An 18,147-nucleotide genomic window follows, 5' to 3' on the forward strand; every position below is an offset into this window, starting at 1 on the left:
GGTTATGATTTATCTTTTTAAACTAAAGTGACCTCTGTGTTCTTTGCCATTTTCCCTGATTACTACAAACCAATAATCATCTGAAGGTAATTGTTGGCCAAGGTAGGTTCCGTCCCAGCCTTCTGAAATCGAACTTAGCTGTTTTAGGAATTTTCCATAGCGATTGAAAATCTTAATTTGCAAATTAGGTTCGTTATCAGAGAATTTGATTTTCCAGGTATCGTTATAACCGTCTTGATTAGGCGTAAAGTATTTCGGATACATCAATAGATAAATATCGCCGGTAGAAACACCACAACCGTGTTTATCTCTTACATAAACAGTATATTCTCCGTTTGGTAATTCCGTAAACAGATTGCTGTCTTGATAATCAATTCCATTTAGCGAATATTCATAATCGCCAAGTCCGGTTACATTAATTTGAATAGTGTTGTTTTCAACAGTCCAATCGTGGGGCTCAAAATTCACTATTGTTGCCGGATTAGACAATACGATCTGAAAAGTTTTTGTTGCGGAACAAATAACACTTCCGTGATCTTCTGTTACTGTAAGCGAATAATTTCCGGGTTGATCCACTGTTAAAACGTTTCCGACAGTTCCTTCAGACCAGGTGTAAGAGTCAAAATTAGAATCTTCTCTAATAGTCACTGTAAAATTTTCGCATAAGTAATATAAGTTTTCTAAATCTATTACAGGAGAAGCGATCATTTCAAGTTCGAGAGTTGCAACGCTAAAACATCCGTTAGAGTCTTTAATAGTAACATAAATCGATTGATTTGTATTTATTAAATCGTACGAGCTTGGATTGTTAATTCGGTCGTTTGGATTCTCTGTTAAAGCCCCCTGCTGCGAATTGTAAAATTGAAAGGTGTAATTATTTGAATTGTTAATGTATTCATTATTGAAGGCATTCAGATCTGTAATTTCGTGTCCGTCGTTAAGATTGTCGCAAACTAGAGTAGAAAAATCGTTAACAACAGGCAGCGGAAGATAGTATGAGTTTATTGTGACTACTCTATTTAAAGACTCGCAATTAGCTCTTCTGACTTTGATAGTAACTGTATTTCCTCCGTTTAGGTTCCCCATAGTATTTGAAGTGGACCAAGTGACTCCTCCGTCAAAACTATATTCATCACCAAGTGTTGTTATTGTTACTGTAGCATACTTGTCACAACCGGCAGGGTCAATAGTATAATTAGGCTGAATGTTCTGAAAGTTGTAAACATTTACATATACGTTCGGAGAGATACATCCGTCCTCATTTTTGATTTTTATAATATAGGTACCTGTGTTTACATTGAATAATGTATTTGATGTTTGCCAGGTATTACCACCATCAAAACTATATTCGATTGCATTTGTTGTAATTGTGATAGTTCCTAATAACGAACAAAAAGGTTCAAAAACGGTATAAGTAGGAGGATCTAAGAAAACATCGTAAAAACTAATAGTTTTAGGATTTGAGATACATCCGTTTTGATCTTTAACTCTGATATGGTAAGTACCTATCGGTAAATTACTCATTGTATTGTTTGTGGTCCAGGTTAAGCCGTCATCAAAGCTATATTCTGTAGAAGCTGTTGTAACGGTAATCGTTCCGGTGTCTCCGCAAAAAGCAGGATTTGTATAAGTGACATTAGGTGTCGGAGATAAAAAAGGAGTTATGGTAACAGGTGAACTGTAAGATTCACATCCCATAATAGTTCTTATCTTAACATAATAAGTTCCGACGCTTAAATTTGTCATTTGTGCATTTGTTGACCAAGTTAAACCGTCATCGTAGCTATATTCTGAAGCGGGGGATGTAACGGTAATCGTTCCGTGTGGACTAAAACAATCCGGTTGACTAACACTGATTGTAGGTAATACTGCTACCTGATTGGGTAAAATGGTAACTTGATTTGTAGAAGAACATCCATAACTATCCGTTACCGTTACAGAATAAGTTCCGGTTGCATAAACATCAATACTTTGAGTTGTTTCTCCGGTTGACCACAAATAACTGGCTCCTTGAGAAGCTGTTAAAGTTGTGCTTCCGCTGCAAACATTTAAAATTCCTGAAATGGTAGTGTAAGGATTCTTTACAATAAGTTGAATAGGTGTAATTTTATAGCAAGTGCTGTCTTGAGTTACTCTTACAAATATAGTGTTGGTGTAACTTTCAGAGTTAGTGATTACAGTAATAGCATTAGTGTCATTATAAGCATCACTTTGAGTTGCGAAGTAACTGAAAGTATAATTGTTATTACTTACAATTTGACTTTCACAATCCGTTAAATTAAAGAATTCTTTACCGTTTCCATCTGAATCACAAGCAAAAAGATCGGTGGTTTGTAGTGTAATAGGACAGTCATTACAATTTAGAAATGAGATGTCCCATCCCGGATTAGCATCATCATCAACAGCTCCGTTAAAGCTTGTTCCGGTACAAGGAAGAGTTGTAGTTTGTGAGAGGTTGTAGTTTATTTCTGCATCTAAATTGTAAAAAGTATTAGGAGCGGCAGGTAAATCATTTTGATTAATAGTGAAACAAAATGTTTCATTAGTAAGATCTAATTGTGAGGGAGTAGAACTTGAAAAAATGATTTGGTTATTTTCATCTTTAATATTTAACGTTATAGTATCTATGTCTGCACTAATACCTCCCGAATTCGGTATTGTAAAGCTACCGCAAATGGATAACGGAAAAGTAGGACAATCTAAATATAGCGGATCTAATTCAATGCTTCCTTGTAAATTTTCATTAGAGTGAAGCAAACACAAGTCGTCAATGTAAGCATAACCGAAATGACCGCTTAATCCACATCGGGAAGCCATAAATTCAATAGTAAAATCTTCATTATTGGGGATAGAAGAAATATCTAAAATTCCTGATTGCCAGTTTTGAGTATAAAGTATTATACTGTTATATGATCCGCTACCGGCCTCTGTAAAAATACAGTTCTCCGGATCGCCTATCAAACAGAACTCACTTATAATAGAACCGTTCTTAATGATTCTGGCTTTAAAATAAGGTTGTTCATTATCATGATTACTACCGGGAATACTTTCTAATACCGTTTTGAAGTTAAATTTTACTTCAGTTTCATTATTAGTTTTAAACCTTTTTGTCTGAACTACACTAGATGTAGTATATGAATTTTTGTGATTTAGTTTTAAGACATATTGATCAAATCCGTCAATTTCTCCGATAAACTCGTCGTAATAATTGGATGGAACAGTTGTAGCCATTAAGCCGGATTGATTCGGGTTGTATTGAGGAATTAGCTGATTAGCCTGTACCTGTATAGGTTTACATTGCATCGGATTCGAAGGATCACCAGTGGCATAGCTGTAATCTTTTAAATAAAAATTGTTATTAACGGATTCAAACTCCTCAAAATTACTATTACTACATAAAAAAACAGAGCTTTGTAATCTTGTAAAAGGGATGTTTCGAGAAGTATTGATTTCTTTTTCTTCTCTTAAATTAGCCAAATATTGAATTCTTTGAATTGAATCGCTCAGGTCAAAATTGCTTCTGTTTTCAATAACTTTACCGTTAAAAAAATGTAGATCGCTTTTTTGATTTGTAGTTGTATTTTGAGAATAGGAAAAAGTTAAGGTTAATAATAAAAGGTAAGCAAGTAATTTGTTCATATTTGTAAAAATTTTTGCAAAAGTAGAAGAAAAAATAAGATGAGAAAGTAGACTCAGTTGTTTTATTTATAGAGATAAAAAAATAACTTTAATTTTACTCAAAGTTTTCAATTTTGAAAAACAGACTTCTGCAATTCCGCCTTTATAGCCTAAATCGGCATCTGATTACTACTTAAAAATTATTCCAACTGTTTGATAGAATAATCAGATTATTTCACGAGGCTTTATTTCTTGTGACAATTTGATTTCATCTTGAATGGAGATGTGTTTTAATAACCAATAACCGTCGTTTTTGAATTAATTTTTATCAGAGACTTAATAAAAGAATTTGAGTCATAACGTATAGGAACTTCAGTATACCCTTTTAAATTTTGATAAATAGTAGTTTCTTTTAATCAACCATATGAGCTCCAATAGTATTTGTACTTTTCCATTTTTCTTTTGGAGCAACTTCTTTTTGAGGATAGAGATTATTTCAAAAGCGTTTCACGTACTTGTATTTACTTCCTGACTGTTAATCTCTTATTCAATATCAATAATTTTTTTGATGTCGCCTCTTATCCTTAGTTAAGTTGGGGTTATAGGCGTTTTTTCATCATATGAAAACAGTATTAAAACAAGGATTATTAAGGGAAATAGCTTTTTCATGAAGCTGGTTTTTACAAAAACAAGAAGTTTTGTAAATCATCCTGTATAAAAAATATTTATAATTATTCAGGAATATTAACTTTGCAGAAAAATATTTTGAAAGACATCTTCCTGATAACACCTCCTTTTACACAGTTGAATACTCCGTATCCGGCCACTGCTTATTTAAAAGGTTTTTTGAATACACAAGAGATTTCTTCGTTCCAAATGGATTTAGGAATTGAAGTGATTTTAGCATTGTTTTCAAAGAAAGGGTTAGAAGATATTTTTCATTTAGTGTCCGTTCAGGCGGAGTCGAGAACTTTTTTTGAAGCTTATTCTGAAAACTCACAAAGGATTCTTGCTTTACAAACAGAATACATCAAAACCATAGATGCTGTAATCGCCTTCCTTCAAGATAAAAACCCTTCATTAGCCAGACAGATCTGCAGTGGTAATTTCCTGCCGGAAGCTTCTCGTTTTCAACAGCTCGACGATATGGAATGGGCTTTTGGAAACATGGGAATGCAGGATAAAGCGAAACATTTGGCAACGTTATATCTTGAAGATTTGTCGGACTTTATAGTTGAATGTGTTGATGAAAATTTTGGATTTAGTCGTTATGCCGAACGTTTGGGGCGAAGTGCCAATTCATTTGACGAATTGTATGAAGTTTTAAATACAAAATCAACTTACATTGATGAGATTACACTTTCGATCTTCAAAGATAAGATACTGACAATCCAACCTAAATTAGTTTGTTTTTCAGTGCCGTTTCCGGGAAATTTATACAGCGCTTTTCGTTGTGCTCAGTTTTTAAAAACCAATTTTCCCGAGATTAAAATAGCAATGGGAGGGGGCTTTCCCAATACTGAACTTCGCGATCTAAAAGACGAAAGAGTGTTTGAATTCTTCGATTTTATTACCTTAGATGACGGCGAATTACCAGTGGAATTATTGTATCGCAATAGTTGTCATTTCGACGAAGGAGAAATCGCATCAAAAGAATACAAAAGAACCTTATTGCTAGAAAACAACCAAGTAGTTTATAAAAACGATACAACATTACGCGATTACAAACAAAATGAAGTGGGAGCTCCTGATTATTCTGATTTATGGTTAGATAAATACATTTCAGTAATAGAGGTTGCCAATCCTATGCATAGTTTGTGGAGTGACGGTCGTTGGAATAAACTAACGATGGCACATGGTTGCTATTGGGGGAAATGTACGTTTTGCGATATTTCGTTAGATTATATTAAAGTTTACGAACCCGTTCATGCTAAGATTTTAGTCGACAGAATGGAAGAAATTATAGCACAAACAGATGAAACCGGATTTCACTTTGTAGATGAAGCAGCACCGCCGGCTTTAATGCGTGAATTAGCTTTGGAAATTTTACGTCGTAATCTGGTTGTGACTTGGTGGACGAATATTCGTTTTGAAAAAAGTTTCACTCGCGATTTGTGTTTTTTGCTGAAAGAGTCGGGTTGTATTGCCGTTTCCGGCGGATTGGAAGTTGCTTCCGATCGCTTACTGGAATTGATTAAAAAAGGTGTTACCGTAGAACAAGTGGCACAGGTTACCCGAAATTTTACTGAAAGCGGTATCATGGTTCATGCCTATTTAATGTATGGTTATCCTACGCAAACCGTTCAGGAAACTGTGGATAGCCTGGAAATGGTACGTCAAATGTTTGAACTCGGTATTCTACAAAGCGGTTTTTGGCATCAATTTGCCATGACGGCTCATAGTCCGGTGGGATTGAACCCGGAAGAATTTGGCGTAATTCCCGACGTAAAAGAGATATCATTTGCGAATAACGATATCCAATTCAAAGACAAAACCGGAATCAATCATGATAAATTCAGTTTCGGACTGAAGAAATCCTTGTTCAATTACATGCACGGTATTTGTTTTGATTATGATTTACAAGATTGGTTCGATTTTAAAATTCCCGGAACAAAAATTCATCCGGACTATATTCATGATTCCATTACTAAAGAAGAGAATTTTAAAATAAGACCAAATGCAAGATTACTCTTTTTAGGCACTATGTCAAAGACTGAACACGTTAGAAAACAGAAAAAAGGTAGAGTTTTTGATAATTTAATGTTACATTTTGAGACCAAAAGCAATTCATTTTCAATAACTTTAGAAAAAGAACAAGGCGATTGGCTTTTAGAACAACTACCTTTGCTTACGCCATCGTCAAATCAGAAAGTATTGCTCTCTGAATGGAAAAACAGCTTTGACGAATGTTTTGATGACTTCGAATTATTTTGGTTTTCCAAACCCATGCAAAACCTAAGGATGGCAGGGCTTCTGGTCTTATAGCTATATTTATTTACCATAATTTGTATTTTTTTAGAACACGAAAACGTTTTCTTTTACTTAATTTTACAATTCTTTTTAAAAAAGTAAAATATGAGTAATCATTATAAGTTAAACGTAAACAACACTTTTCAGTTTGAGGCTGATCAGGAAAAAGTTTCTCATTTAGACGCAATTAGCGTAGAAGGAAACAAGTATCACGTACTTAAAAATCACACCCCCTTTCAAGTCGAAATGGTTTCGGCAGATTTTATCCGGAAAAACTATACAGTAAAGGTGAATAACAATACCTACACTGTAAAAATAGGAGACGAACTGGATGCTCTTATCAAAGAGATGGGCTTCGAGATCGGAAAATCAAAACAGATCAATGCTATTAAAGCACCGATGCCGGGCTTAATTCTGGAGATTTCGGTTGAAGTCGGACAGGAAGTAAAAGAAAATGACCAATTACTGATCCTGGAAGCCATGAAAATGGAAAATAGTATTGCTTCGCCAAGAGACGGTGTTATCAAATCGATAACCGTTCAAAAAGGAAATGCAGTAGAAAAAGGACAATTATTAATTGAATTCGAATAAAAATAGAAACAAGGTGCAAGAACAAAGAAATGAGAAAGAGTGGCTCAAACAGCAGTCTTTTTTTTCAATGTAATACTCTTACATCTTTTATCTGAATAGAATATGAAAAAAATATTAGTTGCCAATAGAGGGGAAATTGCCCTTCGTGTTATGAAAACGGCAAAAAAAATGGGAATTAAAACTGTAGCGGTTTATTCTGTTGCCGATAGAAATGCACCTCACGTAAAATTTGCCGACGAAGCCGTTTGTATCGGGGAAGCCCCTTCTAACCAATCGTATTTAAGAGGAGATAAGATCATTGAAGTTTGTAAAGAATTAAATGTAGACGGAATTCACCCGGGATACGGATTTTTAAGTGAAAATGCCGATTTTGCTGAGTTAGCAGAAAAAAATAACATTACATTCATCGGACCTAAATCAAAAGCGATCCATATTATGGGGAGCAAATTAGCAGCTAAAGATGCTGTTAAAGAGTACAATATCCCAATGGTTCCGGGATTGGATGAAGCTATTACAGACGTGGCAAAAGCCAAAGAAGTAGCGAAACAAATTGGTTTTCCTATCTTGATTAAAGCTTCTGCCGGAGGTGGCGGAAAAGGAATGCGTGTAGTAGAAAAAGAAAGCGAATTTGAATCACAGATGAATCGTGCTATTTCAGAAGCCACTTCAGCTTTCGGGGATGGTTCTGTATTTATTGAAAAATTTGTAACCTCACCCCGTCACATCGAAATTCAGATAATGGCAGATAGTCACGGAAATATTTTATACCTTTTCGAAAGAGAATGTTCCATTCAACGTCGTCACCAAAAAGTGGTGGAAGAAGCCCCTTCATCCGTATTGACACCGGAAATTCGCAAGGCAATGGGAGAAGCTGCTGTTAAAGTAGCGCAATCTTGTGATTATTTAGGAGCGGGAACGGTTGAGTTTTTATTAGACGAAAATAAAAATTTCTATTTCTTAGAAATGAACACACGTTTACAAGTAGAGCACCCGGTAACGGAATTGATTACAGGAATGGATTTGGTAGAAATGCAAATTCGTGTAGCTCGTGGCGAAGCACTTCAGGTAAAACAAGAAGACTTACAGATTAAAGGGCATGCTATGGAATTGCGAGTGTATGCGGAAGACCCGTTAAATGATTTCTTGCCAAGTGTAGGACATCTGTCAACCTATCAGATTCCGGTGGGGGATGGTATCCGTGTAGATAACGGTTTTGAACAAGGAATGGATGTGCCGATTTATTACGATCCGATGCTGTCAAAATTGATTACTTATGGGAAAACACGAGAAGAAGCTATCCAAAGAATGAAAGAGGCAATCGATATGTACCATGTAGAAGGAGTAAGTACAACATTGCCGTTCGGAACATTTGTTATGGAGCATGAAGCCTTCAGAAGCGGAAATTTTGATACCAATTTCGTTAAAAAATACTATGACAGCGAAGTATTAAAAGTACAAGCTGAGAAAGAAGCAGAAATAGCGGCATTAGTAGCTTTGAAACAATATTTAGAAGATCAGAAAATAGTTCGTTTACCTAATTAAGAAAAAAGGAACAAGAAGCAAGAAGCATAGGTGATAAGTTTGAAATAAATCTTTTCTCTTTTTCTTTCTTCTTTCATCTTAAAGAATATGGAAGATAAAATCAAATCATTACAAGATAAAATAGCCTTAGCCCAATTAGGAGGAGGCGAAAAAAGAATAGCATCCCAACATGCTAAAAAGAAATTAACCGCTCGCGAGCGTGTAACCTATTTATTAGACGAAGGCTCTTTTGAAGAAATCGGAATGTTAGTTACTCACCGTACGACTGATTTCGGTATGGAAAAAGAAACCTATTATGGTGACGGTGTAGTAACCGGTTACGGAACAATTAACGGTCGCCCGGTTTATGTTTTTGCACAGGATTTTACAGTTTTCGGAGGTTCGCTTTCAGAAACGCATGCTGAAAAGATATGCAAAGTAATGGATATGGCTTTAAAAACAGGAACACCAATGATCGGTTTAAATGATTCCGGTGGAGCACGTATTCAAGAAGGAGTTCGCTCATTAGGCGGTTATGCTGATATTTTCTATAGAAATGTGCAAGCTTCAGGAGTAATTCCGCAAATTTCAGCTATTATGGGACCATGTGCCGGTGGGGCAGTATATTCTCCGGCAATGACCGATTTTACCATTATGGTGGAAAACAACAGTTATATGTTTGTAACCGGACCAAATGTTGTAAAAACAGTAACCAATGAAGAAGTAACTTCAGAAGAATTAGGAGGAGCAAGTACGCATTCTACAAAATCGGGTGTGGCACATATTACCTCTCCTAACGGAGTAGAATGTTTGGAAGATATCAAACGTTTGTTAAGTTACGTTCCGCAAAATAATAAAGAAACAACACCTAAATTACCATATACCTTAGGTGAAGAAATCCGTGAACAATTGGACACGATCGTTCCGGATAATGCCAATAAACCCTATGATATGCACGATGTGATCAAAGGGATTATTGATGAAGACAGTTTCAATGAAGTGCATAAAAACTTTGCAGAAAACATCATTGTAGGTTTTGCACGTTTAGGCGGAAGAAGTATAGGAGTTGTTGCCAATCAGCCTATGGTTTTAGCCGGATGCTTAGATGTAAATAGTTCGATCAAAGGAGCGCGTTTTGTGCGTTTTTGTGATGCGTTCAACATTCCGTTATTAGTGTTAGAAGACGTTCCGGGATTCTTACCGGGAACAGATCAGGAGTGGAACGGAATTATTACGCACGGAGCCAAGTTATTATATGCATTTAGTGAAGCTACTGTACCAAGAGTCACCGTAATTACGCGTAAAGCCTATGGTGGAGCTTATGACGTAATGAACTCAAAACACATTGGTGCTGATTTTAACTTTGCTTGGCCAACAGCCGAAATTGCGGTGATGGGAGCAAAAGGTGCTTCAGAGATTATTTTCAAAAAAGAAATTAGCGAAGCGGCTGATCCGGTAGCGAAATTAGCAGAAAAAGAAGCAGAATATGCTGAGTTATTTGCTAATCCGTATAGTGCAGCTAAACGCGGATTTATTGATGAGGTAATTTTACCGAATCAAACGCGTAGAAAATTACTAAAAGCATTCAGTATTTTAGAAAATAAAGTGGTAGACACACCAAAAAGAAAACACGGAAACATTCCGTTGTAATCTATAAAGACTGTCTCAAAATTTGTCATTTCAAACCGATTTTCTAAGAGCTTTAATTTTTTAAAGAATAGAATTTCAAAAGAAATAACTCTTTTTTGAGGCAGTTTTTTTATGCCTGATATTTATCATTTTTTGTCCTATAAAACCGAATTATCTTGCAAAGACAAAATTGATGTAAAAGTATGAAGGTAGAACAAATTTACACCGGCTGTATTGCACATGCTGCGTATTATGTAGAAAGCAACGGAGAAGTAGCAATTTTTGACCCTTTACGTGAAGTGCAACCTTATATCGATAAAGCTGCAAAAGATAACGCAAAAATTAAATATGTTTTTGAGACGCATTTTCATGCTGACTTTGTTTCGGGACATTTAGACTTAGCCCATAAAACCGGTGCAACTATTGTCTACGGGCCAACGGCCAAACCGGGATTTGAAGCACATATTGCCTCTGATGGTGAGGTTTTTCAATTGGGTAAGTGCCAAATCAAGGCAATTCATACTCCCGGACACACATTAGAAAGTACGACTTATTTATTAATTGATGAAACAGGGAAAGAACATGGGATTATTTCCGGTGATACTTTGTTTATTGGCGATGTAGGTCGTCCGGATTTAGCCCAACATGTTATTGCAGATCTGACTCAGGATAAATTAGCACGAATGTTATACCATTCGTTACGCGAAAAAATTATGCCTTTGGCAGATGATCTCATAGTATATCCTAATCATGGTGCAGGAAGTGCTTGTGGTAAAAAAATGAGCAAGGAAACTACCGATACTTTAGGGAACCAAAAGAAAACGAATTATGCCCTTCGTCCGGATATGACAGAAGATGAATTCGTAAATGAATTATTGAATGGATTGGTAATGCCACCGGGATATTTTCCTAAAAATGTGGTGATGAACCTTAAAGGATACGAATCTTTAGATGAGGTTTTAAAACGTGCTAAAACACCATTGTCGGTAACTGAATTTGAAAAAGTGATCCAACAAGAAGATACACTGATCTTAGACACGAGAAATGCTTCTGATTTTTCCGCTGCTTTTATTGCTAAAAGCTTAAATATCGGAATCGATGGGAGTTTTGCCATGTGGGTCGGCGAAATGATTTCAGATATTAATCAGAAAATTGTATTAGTGACCGATTCAGGAAGGGAAGAAGAATGTATGATCCGTTTATCTAGAGTAGGATATGACCATACCATCGGGTATTTAAAAGGAGGGATAGAACAATGGCGTAAAGAAGGAAAACCGGTTAGTGAACAATCTCGTATTTCGGCAGAAGAAATGCAGGAAATGATGACTTCAGTTGATTCTGTTTTAATAGATATCAGAAAGAAAAGTGAATATGATGCAGAGCATGTGGAAGGTTCAATTAATATTCCTTTGAACCGATTGTATCAATCATTGGATCAATTTCCGAAAGATAAATTCGTTATCCTTTTCTGTGCCGGCGGATATCGTAGTATGATTGCGGCATCTATTTTACGTCAAAACGGCTTTACTAATTTTGTCGACGTAATCGGAGGTTTTAAAGAAATTGCAGAGAGGACAACTATTCCGTGTTCGGAATATGTATGTCCTACTACATTATTATAATTGGGTTGTTGATAGAAGGAGTTTTGGCCCGAAGATTCTAAAGAATTTCGGGCCGGATTCTTTTAAAACTTAATGACGGTTGTTTTTGTGGAAATTTATTTATTACCTTGCCACTTCAATTCTTAAACAATGAAAAGGCTATTTGTAGTAGTATGTTTGTTGGTCAGCATTCAGTTGATCTGTGCCCAAGAACTAAAACACAAGGTTAGTTACGGGGAGACAGTCTATGGGATAGCAAAAAAATACAAGGTCAAAGAAAAAGATATTTTTGATGCTAATCCTTCTATAAAAGAGAAGCCATTAGCCATAGGAAAGGTATTGACTATACCGGTAAAAGAGGATCAGTCTTCTGTTTTGGTTGTTCCGCAGACACATACAATTGCTAAAGGAGATTCTTTTTATAGCATAGCCCGAAAATACCAATTAAAAGTATCTGATTTACAGTTGTATAATCCTGATTTAAAAGCAGAGGATCTGAAAATAGGAGACGTTGTAAAACTCAAATCAGATCAGTATGTAATAGCTGATGAAGAAACCGGTACATCGAATAATTCTGTTGTAGAGATCCTGGATTCAAATGAGGAGGAGGACGATCAGGATTTGATCCATGAAGTAAAACCAAAAGAAACACTATACCGAATTGCTAAAAAGTACCATACCTCAGTTAAGGAATTAAAAAAGTTGAATCCGGAGGTAAAACGCAATTTACCAATAGGCTATCATTTAATTATTAAAAGGGGAGAACCATCCATTTCTACAACAATTGAAGAGATTGCAGTAGTGCCTGAAGAAAAAGAGGATATTGTTTCAGAAACCGGGAATGAGGCAGAGGTTTCAGATAAGGCAACTATTCTGATCTCCAAGGCATCGGAATATTTAGGGGTACGTTATCGTAGCGGAGGTACCACAACAGCAGGTTTTGACTGCTCGGGATTAATGTGTACTACTTTTAGAGAAGTTGATATGGAATTACCACGTTCTTCTTACGAAATGGCTCGATATGGTTTTAAAGTAGATAAAACTGAAGCGCAAAAAGGAGATCTTATTTTTTTCTATACTACCAGTAAAAGCCGGATCAGTCATGTAGGAATGATTACGGAAGTAACGGATCACGATATAAAATTTATTCATTCATCTACGTCAAGCGGTGTTACCATTTCGTCTTTAAGTGAGGCATATTATAAAAAGAGGTTTGCACAGATCAGCAGGGTACTGAACTAACGTTTAATCGGAATCCATACTTCTTCCTGGCTTTCCGGATGGTCATTTTTATACAGATCACCCAAAACTTCAAAGTGTGGCCTGTCATCTACGGTGTAACCGTTTTCTGGTATCCATTCGCCAAAGATATATTGAGAAGTCTTTACAAAATCGGCATGTGTTCCTTTGTGTAGAAAAACAGCATAATCGCCTTCAGGAAGTTCAAAAGTCTTAAAACCTTCCGGAACCCGATCAAAATCTTTAACTTCTACTAAAGCATATTTGGTAAACTCAGTAAAAGGAGTGAATTCCTGCAGAGTTTTGAAATCATAAACCTGTAAAGAGAATAAATCGGCAGAAACAGCATTGTGAATTTCCTTTAGTCTGGGCATTAATTGTTTCCAGATAGTTGCTGTTTTATCCTCAGCTAAAGAGGTGGTGGTTGAAAAACCGATTAATTTTTTAGCTTTTGTTGTTTCGATTCGTAAAAACATAGGTTTAATTTTTTTCAAAAATAAAAAATCCTCACCAAAAATGATGAGGATTTCGGATTGAAAACTATGGATTAACTAATAAAGCTAATCTTATGAAAAAGAACTAATGTCTTATTATAAACTGATAAATTTCGTCTTTTAAGCTAACCCGCTCAATTCTTAAATTATTTAACACGTTGTCTGAAGTTGGCTCAGTATCAGTTTCAATGCGATAAATAGATTGCTCTAATTCATCATAGGTTTCAAATAATTTTTTAAAGTGGGCATTCGTTGCTTTTAAAGACGTTATCCTTTCTGAAAATTCAGGGAATTCATCTGATAAATTATGTTTGGTAATCATATTCGGGTTACGATTTGTTTAGGTCAAAAGTAAGTGTAACGATCAATATAAGATATGATATTTATCATGTATCAAAAAAAATCCTTGCTTTTTGGCAAGGATTTTCTAAAAATATATCAGCTTTTTTATTTAATTCAAGGTTGTCGGTTCGGCATAAAGGTCAAATTCCGTAGCATCAATGATTGTAAGGTCAATGAAATCACCGGTTTTTAAATAAAATTTGGAAGCATCAACCAAAACTTCATTATCCACATCCGGACTGTCAAATTCTGTTCGGCCTATAAAATATTGTCCTTCTTTACGGTCAATTACACAACGAAACGTTTGACCGATCTTTTCCTGATTCAATTCCCATGAAATTTGCGCCTGAATATCCATGATCTCATTAGCGCGCTCACGTTTTATGTCTTCAGGTACATTATCTTCTAATAGATAGGCGTGGGTATTTTCTTCATGCGAATAGGTAAAGCAGCCTAAGCGTTCAAAACGCATTTCCTGAACCCAGTTCTTCAAAATTTCAAAATCTTCTTCAGTTTCACCCGGATAGCCAACGATCAAGGTTGTACGAATGGCCATTCCCGGAACAGCTTTTCGAAACTCTTTTAACAAATTAGTTGTTTTTTCGTAGGTAGTTCCACGACGCATTGATTTCAAAATATTGTCTGAAATATGCTGTAAAGGAATATCTAAGTAATTACAGATCTTAGGTTCGCGTTTCATGAGCTCTAAGACATCCATAGGAAAACCGGTAGGAAAGGCATAATGCAAACGAATCCATTCAATACCATCTACTTTAACTAAAGCCTCTAAAAGTTCGGCAAGATTTCTTTTTTTGTATAGGTCTAAACCGTAATATGTTAAATCCTGAGCGATTAAGATCAATTCTTTGACTCCGTTCTTTGCTAATTTTTCAGCTTCTATAACTAATTTTTCAATCGGAGTAGAAACGTGTTTTCCTCGCATTAAAGGAATAGCACAAAAACTACAAGGTCTGTCACAACCCTCAGAAATTTTCAGATAAGCATAATTTTTAGGAGTAGTGGTTAAGCGTTCTCCGATTAATTCATGTTTATAGTCAGCTCCGAGTGCTTTTAATAATAGTGGTAGTTCCGTTGTTCCGAAAAATTGATCCACATTTGGAATTTCTTTTTCTAAATCGGGTTTGTAACGTTCTGACAAACATCCGGTAACAAACACTTTGTCAACCAAACCTTGTTCTTTTTTATCGGCATATTCTAAGATCATATTAACCGATTCTTCCTTTGCATTGTCAATAAAACCACAAGTATTGATTACAATGATATTCCCTTCGTCATTTGTTGCTTCATGTGTAACTTCTTTACCATTAGCTTTCAATTGTCCCATTAAAACTTCGCTATCGTAAACGTTTTTGGAACAGCCTAATGTAACTACATTGATTTTATTTTTCTTTAATGATTTGGTTCTCATAGAATTAAAAATTAGTTTCGCTCTGTTAAACCGAAAGAATTGAGCGGGTGCAAAATTACGTAAAAAACTGAAAAGCAAGCTAATCTTTTCTAAAAAAGAAACCCGACAGGTAAATTGCTGTCGGGTTTAAAGTGTATCTTGTTTTGTCTTATTAAAAGTTGATCGAATATGTTAGTGTAACATTGTTTTGTGTAGTTCTTATTCGGGCTGTATCGTTCATCCCTGAAGAAATTAAATATTGATTGTAATTTCTATGAGCATTGGAATAAGCCAGGTCTATTCTGCTTTCCCCGAAACTATAGCCAAGTCCTCCGGTATATCCTGTTAGATCTCCCATAGCATAATCTACTTTATACGGGCTTTCTTCAAAACGATAACCGGCTCTGAAACTCCATTGTTTGAATTTATATTCACCACCTACACGAACTTCAATAGCGTCTGTTAATAAGTTACTGTTAGCCATATTCAGATTTTGGTATACATCTTCATTTTTCGGTTTAAACTCAATACTACTGTAGTCTTTATAAGAAACATCAGCACTGATTAGTCCTTTTTGTCCAAAAATATAAGCGGCACTACCTGTCCATTTACTGGGTGTTTGTACTTTATAAACCGGATAAATGTTCGTGATATTCGGATAATAGTAATCGTGGTAGGTTGTAGAACCATCATTAGAAAAAGCATCTATAGATTGTGTTAACTCATCTCGCAGTCTGTACCAAGTTGGCGATTCATAAGCAGCACCAACTCTTAAAGCGTCTGTTACTTTTACAATAGCTCCTAAGTTAAAGGAAAATCCGGTTCCATAAGTATATACTTCATTATCAAAGTAAATAGCCTGAACTCCTAAATTAGGGTTATTGTTATTACTTTCATATAGATTAGTTGTTCTTACATAATCTGTGAAGTGAGCATTTAAGTTTAACCCGATGAATAAACGGTCTTTATAAGAAGTAGCAAAGTTTCCGGTTACTTTACCGTTAAAACCGCTAGTCGTAATATAATTTTCCTGGTAATAACTTCCGGGAGGAACATTACTTGTGTAAGTATTAGCTCCGGCAGAAGTAGGATCGAACAAATACGTTTGATAACCAAGGAAAGCTTGTTGCCCACCAAAATTCAGATCGTAATAATTTGAATTGGATAAAGTGGATTCAGGAATTCCTTGTGCATAATTTAAAAAATAATTAGAAATAGAGTTGTTAGGATTTGTTCCGGCGATAAAGATTTCATTGTCAAAATCATGGGTGTTTTCATAATTTAACCCTATTGAAAACTTTTTCCAGTCACTGGCGTTATCTGTATTTTTAAAAACTAAAACCGCTCCTGCCTGATTAATATCAAGGGTGGAGTTGTTTTCTTTTGTACTTAAGCCAAAATAGTTGGATTTATTGCTGGTATTGTAATTACTAGCTGAAAAACTGGCATAGTTGTTATTAAAAACAGCACTTCCCGCTGGATTTACATTAAGAGCAGATAGATCACCGCCTACGGCACCGAAAGCCCCACTCATAGCTCTGAAACGAGCTGTTCCTGTTAAATCTTGTATCGCATATCGCAATCCGTCTTCTTGTCTTATTTCTTGGGCATGACTGAATAAACCCAATAAAAAAATGGATGATAATAATATTTTTTTCATAGCCTATACTTTCAAAATTAAATTAACGACCACGTCCTCCGCCACCAGAACGTCCACCACCACTAAAACCGCCGCTGGAACGACTGCCTCCGAAGCCTCCGCTGGATCTGCTACCGCCATAACTTCCGCTTGAACTTCTCGGAGTAGAGTAGTTGGTGCTGCGAGTGCTGGAACTTCTTGTAGGAGTAGAATAATTATTTCGGGTCGAATTGGTATTGGTTCGACTATTGCTGTAAGTGTTTCTGGAACGAGAATTACTGGTTGAATAAGTATTTCTGCTTCCTGAACTTCTGTTTAGGTTAACATTACGACCAGTGCTGTAGCGACCGCCGTTGCCATAATAATAATTACTACCACCTCTAGGACCGCTGTTGTAAACAACGTTTCTATGATAATATCCTCCATAATAGTAAGGATAACCATAGCCATAGCCATAATATGGGTAATAACCACCGCCATACCATCCTGGACCATACCATGAATTCCAACCCCAACTTACACCCCAGCTAGGTCCGTACCATGAATTCCAACCCCAGTACCAACTAGGATTGTAGTAACCGCCGTACCATCCGCCGTAATAAGGGTAATACCAACTGTTCCAACCATACCATCCGTTGTTGTAATAATTTATAGTTACATCATGGTCATTGCTCCCCAACCGGCGTATTGATTAGAATCATTGTAGTTATTTTTGTAAACCGTTACAACTGTGTCATTCTCTTGAGAAGAGTATTGGTCAACATCAGTGAAGTAATCGTATTGTTGCTGATATTCATCTTGCATGAAACGGAATTTTTGAGCATAAGCTTCACCGTTTTGATCTGCTTCCGAATCATTATACTGTACTGTCTCTTGTCTGGGTTCATCATTTCCGTAAATTGCATCGTTATCATAATAGGATGAATTTTGGTAGGAACCGCATGAAACGACAAAAACAGCTAATGCTCCAAGTGAAAAGATCATTTGGATTTTGCTGGAAAAATGTAGTTTAGTTTTCATAACGCGTTTTTTTTATTGTCGGACATTACAAATTTAGTTAGTTTTGTCGAATAATTTACTTAAGATTTAGTTAAA

The 18,147-nt window shown here is 35.9% G+C and carries 13 protein-coding genes; 6 read left to right on the top strand and 7 right to left on the bottom strand.

Annotated features, from left to right (window positions below; translation table 11 throughout):
• Nucleotides 1-9 precede the first annotated feature (9 nt).
• Nucleotides 10-3,639: a T9SS type B sorting domain-containing protein gene (locus tag DI487_RS11635; RefSeq protein ID WP_109569802.1), complete on the bottom strand. Its 3,630-nt coding sequence runs from the start codon at nt 3,637-3,639 to the stop codon at nt 10-12.
• Nucleotides 3,640-4,383: 744 nt separating this feature from the next.
• Between DI487_RS11635 and DI487_RS11640 the strand changes: the two genes are divergently transcribed.
• From DI487_RS11640 to DI487_RS11665, 6 genes are all read left to right on the top strand, one after another.
• Nucleotides 4,384-6,603 carry a B12-binding domain-containing radical SAM protein gene (locus DI487_RS11640; RefSeq protein WP_109570672.1) on the top strand — a complete coding sequence of 740 codons (2,220 nt, stop codon included), beginning with the start codon at nt 4,384-4,386 and terminating at the stop codon, nt 6,601-6,603.
• Between the two features lie 90 nt (nt 6,604-6,693).
• Nucleotides 6,694-7,179, top strand: coding sequence for an acetyl-CoA carboxylase biotin carboxyl carrier protein subunit (locus DI487_RS11645; RefSeq protein WP_109569803.1), 486 nt, complete (start codon nt 6,694-6,696; stop codon nt 7,177-7,179).
• Between the two features lie 102 nt (nt 7,180-7,281).
• Nucleotides 7,282-8,721: an acetyl-CoA carboxylase biotin carboxylase subunit gene (gene accC, locus DI487_RS11650; RefSeq protein WP_109569804.1), complete on the top strand. Its 1,440-nt coding sequence runs from the start codon at nt 7,282-7,284 to the stop codon at nt 8,719-8,721.
• 87 nt (nt 8,722-8,808) lie between these two features.
• Entirely contained in the window at nt 8,809-10,350 is a 1,542-nt protein-coding gene (locus tag DI487_RS11655) for an acyl-CoA carboxylase subunit beta (RefSeq protein WP_109569805.1), read from the top strand.
• A 182-nt stretch (nt 10,351-10,532) separates the two neighbouring features.
• The gene (locus DI487_RS11660) at nt 10,533-11,951 is read left to right on the top strand and encodes an MBL fold metallo-hydrolase (protein WP_109569806.1); all 1,419 of its coding nucleotides are present in this window, start codon (nt 10,533-10,535) and stop codon (nt 11,949-11,951) included.
• Nucleotides 11,952-12,080: 129 nt separating this feature from the next.
• Nucleotides 12,081-13,172, top strand: a complete 1,092-nt coding sequence (locus DI487_RS11665; protein ID WP_109569807.1) for a C40 family peptidase — start codon at nt 12,081-12,083, stop codon at nt 13,170-13,172.
• Here the strand turns inward: DI487_RS11665 and DI487_RS11670 are convergent.
• From DI487_RS11670 to DI487_RS11695, 6 genes are all read right to left on the bottom strand, one after another.
• Nucleotides 13,169-13,645 (bottom strand): GyrI-like domain-containing protein, encoded by a 477-nt coding sequence (locus tag DI487_RS11670; protein ID WP_109569808.1) that lies wholly within the window; start codon nt 13,643-13,645, stop codon nt 13,169-13,171. The genes DI487_RS11665 and DI487_RS11670 overlap by 4 nt on opposite strands.
• Before the next feature lie 103 nt (nt 13,646-13,748).
• Entirely contained in the window at nt 13,749-13,985 is a 237-nt protein-coding gene (locus DI487_RS11675; RefSeq protein ID WP_109569809.1) for a YdcH family protein, read from the bottom strand.
• A 129-nt stretch (nt 13,986-14,114) separates the two neighbouring features.
• On the bottom strand, nt 14,115-15,434 hold the full coding sequence (gene rimO, locus DI487_RS11680) for a 30S ribosomal protein S12 methylthiotransferase RimO (RefSeq protein WP_109569810.1): 1,320 nt from the start codon (nt 15,432-15,434) through the stop codon (nt 14,115-14,117).
• Nucleotides 15,435-15,585: 151 nt separating this feature from the next.
• On the bottom strand, nt 15,586-17,073 hold the full coding sequence (locus tag DI487_RS11685; protein WP_109569811.1) for an OmpP1/FadL family transporter: 1,488 nt from the start codon (nt 17,071-17,073) through the stop codon (nt 15,586-15,588).
• 22 nt (nt 17,074-17,095) lie between these two features.
• Complete coding sequence (locus tag DI487_RS11690; protein ID WP_109569812.1) at nt 17,096-17,731, bottom strand: hypothetical protein; 636 nt, start codon at nt 17,729-17,731, stop codon at nt 17,096-17,098.
• Nucleotides 17,707-18,072: a hypothetical protein gene (locus DI487_RS11695; protein WP_109569813.1), complete on the bottom strand. Its 366-nt coding sequence runs from the start codon at nt 18,070-18,072 to the stop codon at nt 17,707-17,709. The genes DI487_RS11690 and DI487_RS11695 overlap by 25 nt, the downstream gene beginning before the upstream one ends.
• Nucleotides 18,073-18,147: the final 75 nt, after the last annotated feature.

It is taken from the genome of Flavobacterium sediminis (assembly GCF_003148385.1).
Classification (GTDB): Bacteria; Bacteroidota; Bacteroidia; order Flavobacteriales; family Flavobacteriaceae; genus Flavobacterium; species Flavobacterium sediminis.

Excerpts from the sequence above, each read along its gene's own strand:
- DI487_RS11695 (WP_109569813.1), bottom strand. The coding sequence starts at position 18,072 with ATGAAAACTAAACTACATTTTTCCAGCAAAATCCAAATGATCTTTTCA.
- DI487_RS11665 (WP_109569807.1), top strand. The coding sequence starts at position 12,081 with ATGAAAAGGCTATTTGTAGTAGTATGTTTGTTGGTCAGCATTCAGTTG.
- rimO (WP_109569810.1), bottom strand. The coding sequence starts at position 15,434 with ATGAGAACCAAATCATTAAAGAAAAATAAAATCAATGTAGTTACATTA.
- DI487_RS11675 (WP_109569809.1), bottom strand. The coding sequence starts at position 13,985 with ATGATTACCAAACATAATTTATCAGATGAATTCCCTGAATTTTCAGAA.
- DI487_RS11670 (WP_109569808.1), bottom strand. The coding sequence starts at position 13,645 with ATGTTTTTACGAATCGAAACAACAAAAGCTAAAAAATTAATCGGTTTT.
- DI487_RS11655 (WP_109569805.1), top strand. The coding sequence starts at position 8,809 with ATGGAAGATAAAATCAAATCATTACAAGATAAAATAGCCTTAGCCCAA.
- DI487_RS11645 (WP_109569803.1), top strand. The coding sequence starts at position 6,694 with ATGAGTAATCATTATAAGTTAAACGTAAACAACACTTTTCAGTTTGAG.
- DI487_RS11660 (WP_109569806.1), top strand. The coding sequence starts at position 10,533 with ATGAAGGTAGAACAAATTTACACCGGCTGTATTGCACATGCTGCGTAT.
- DI487_RS11635 (WP_109569802.1), bottom strand. The coding sequence starts at position 3,639 with ATGAACAAATTACTTGCTTACCTTTTATTATTAACCTTAACTTTTTCC.
- DI487_RS11685 (WP_109569811.1), bottom strand. The coding sequence starts at position 17,073 with ATGAAAAAAATATTATTATCATCCATTTTTTTATTGGGTTTATTCAGT.
- accC (WP_109569804.1), top strand. The coding sequence starts at position 7,282 with ATGAAAAAAATATTAGTTGCCAATAGAGGGGAAATTGCCCTTCGTGTT.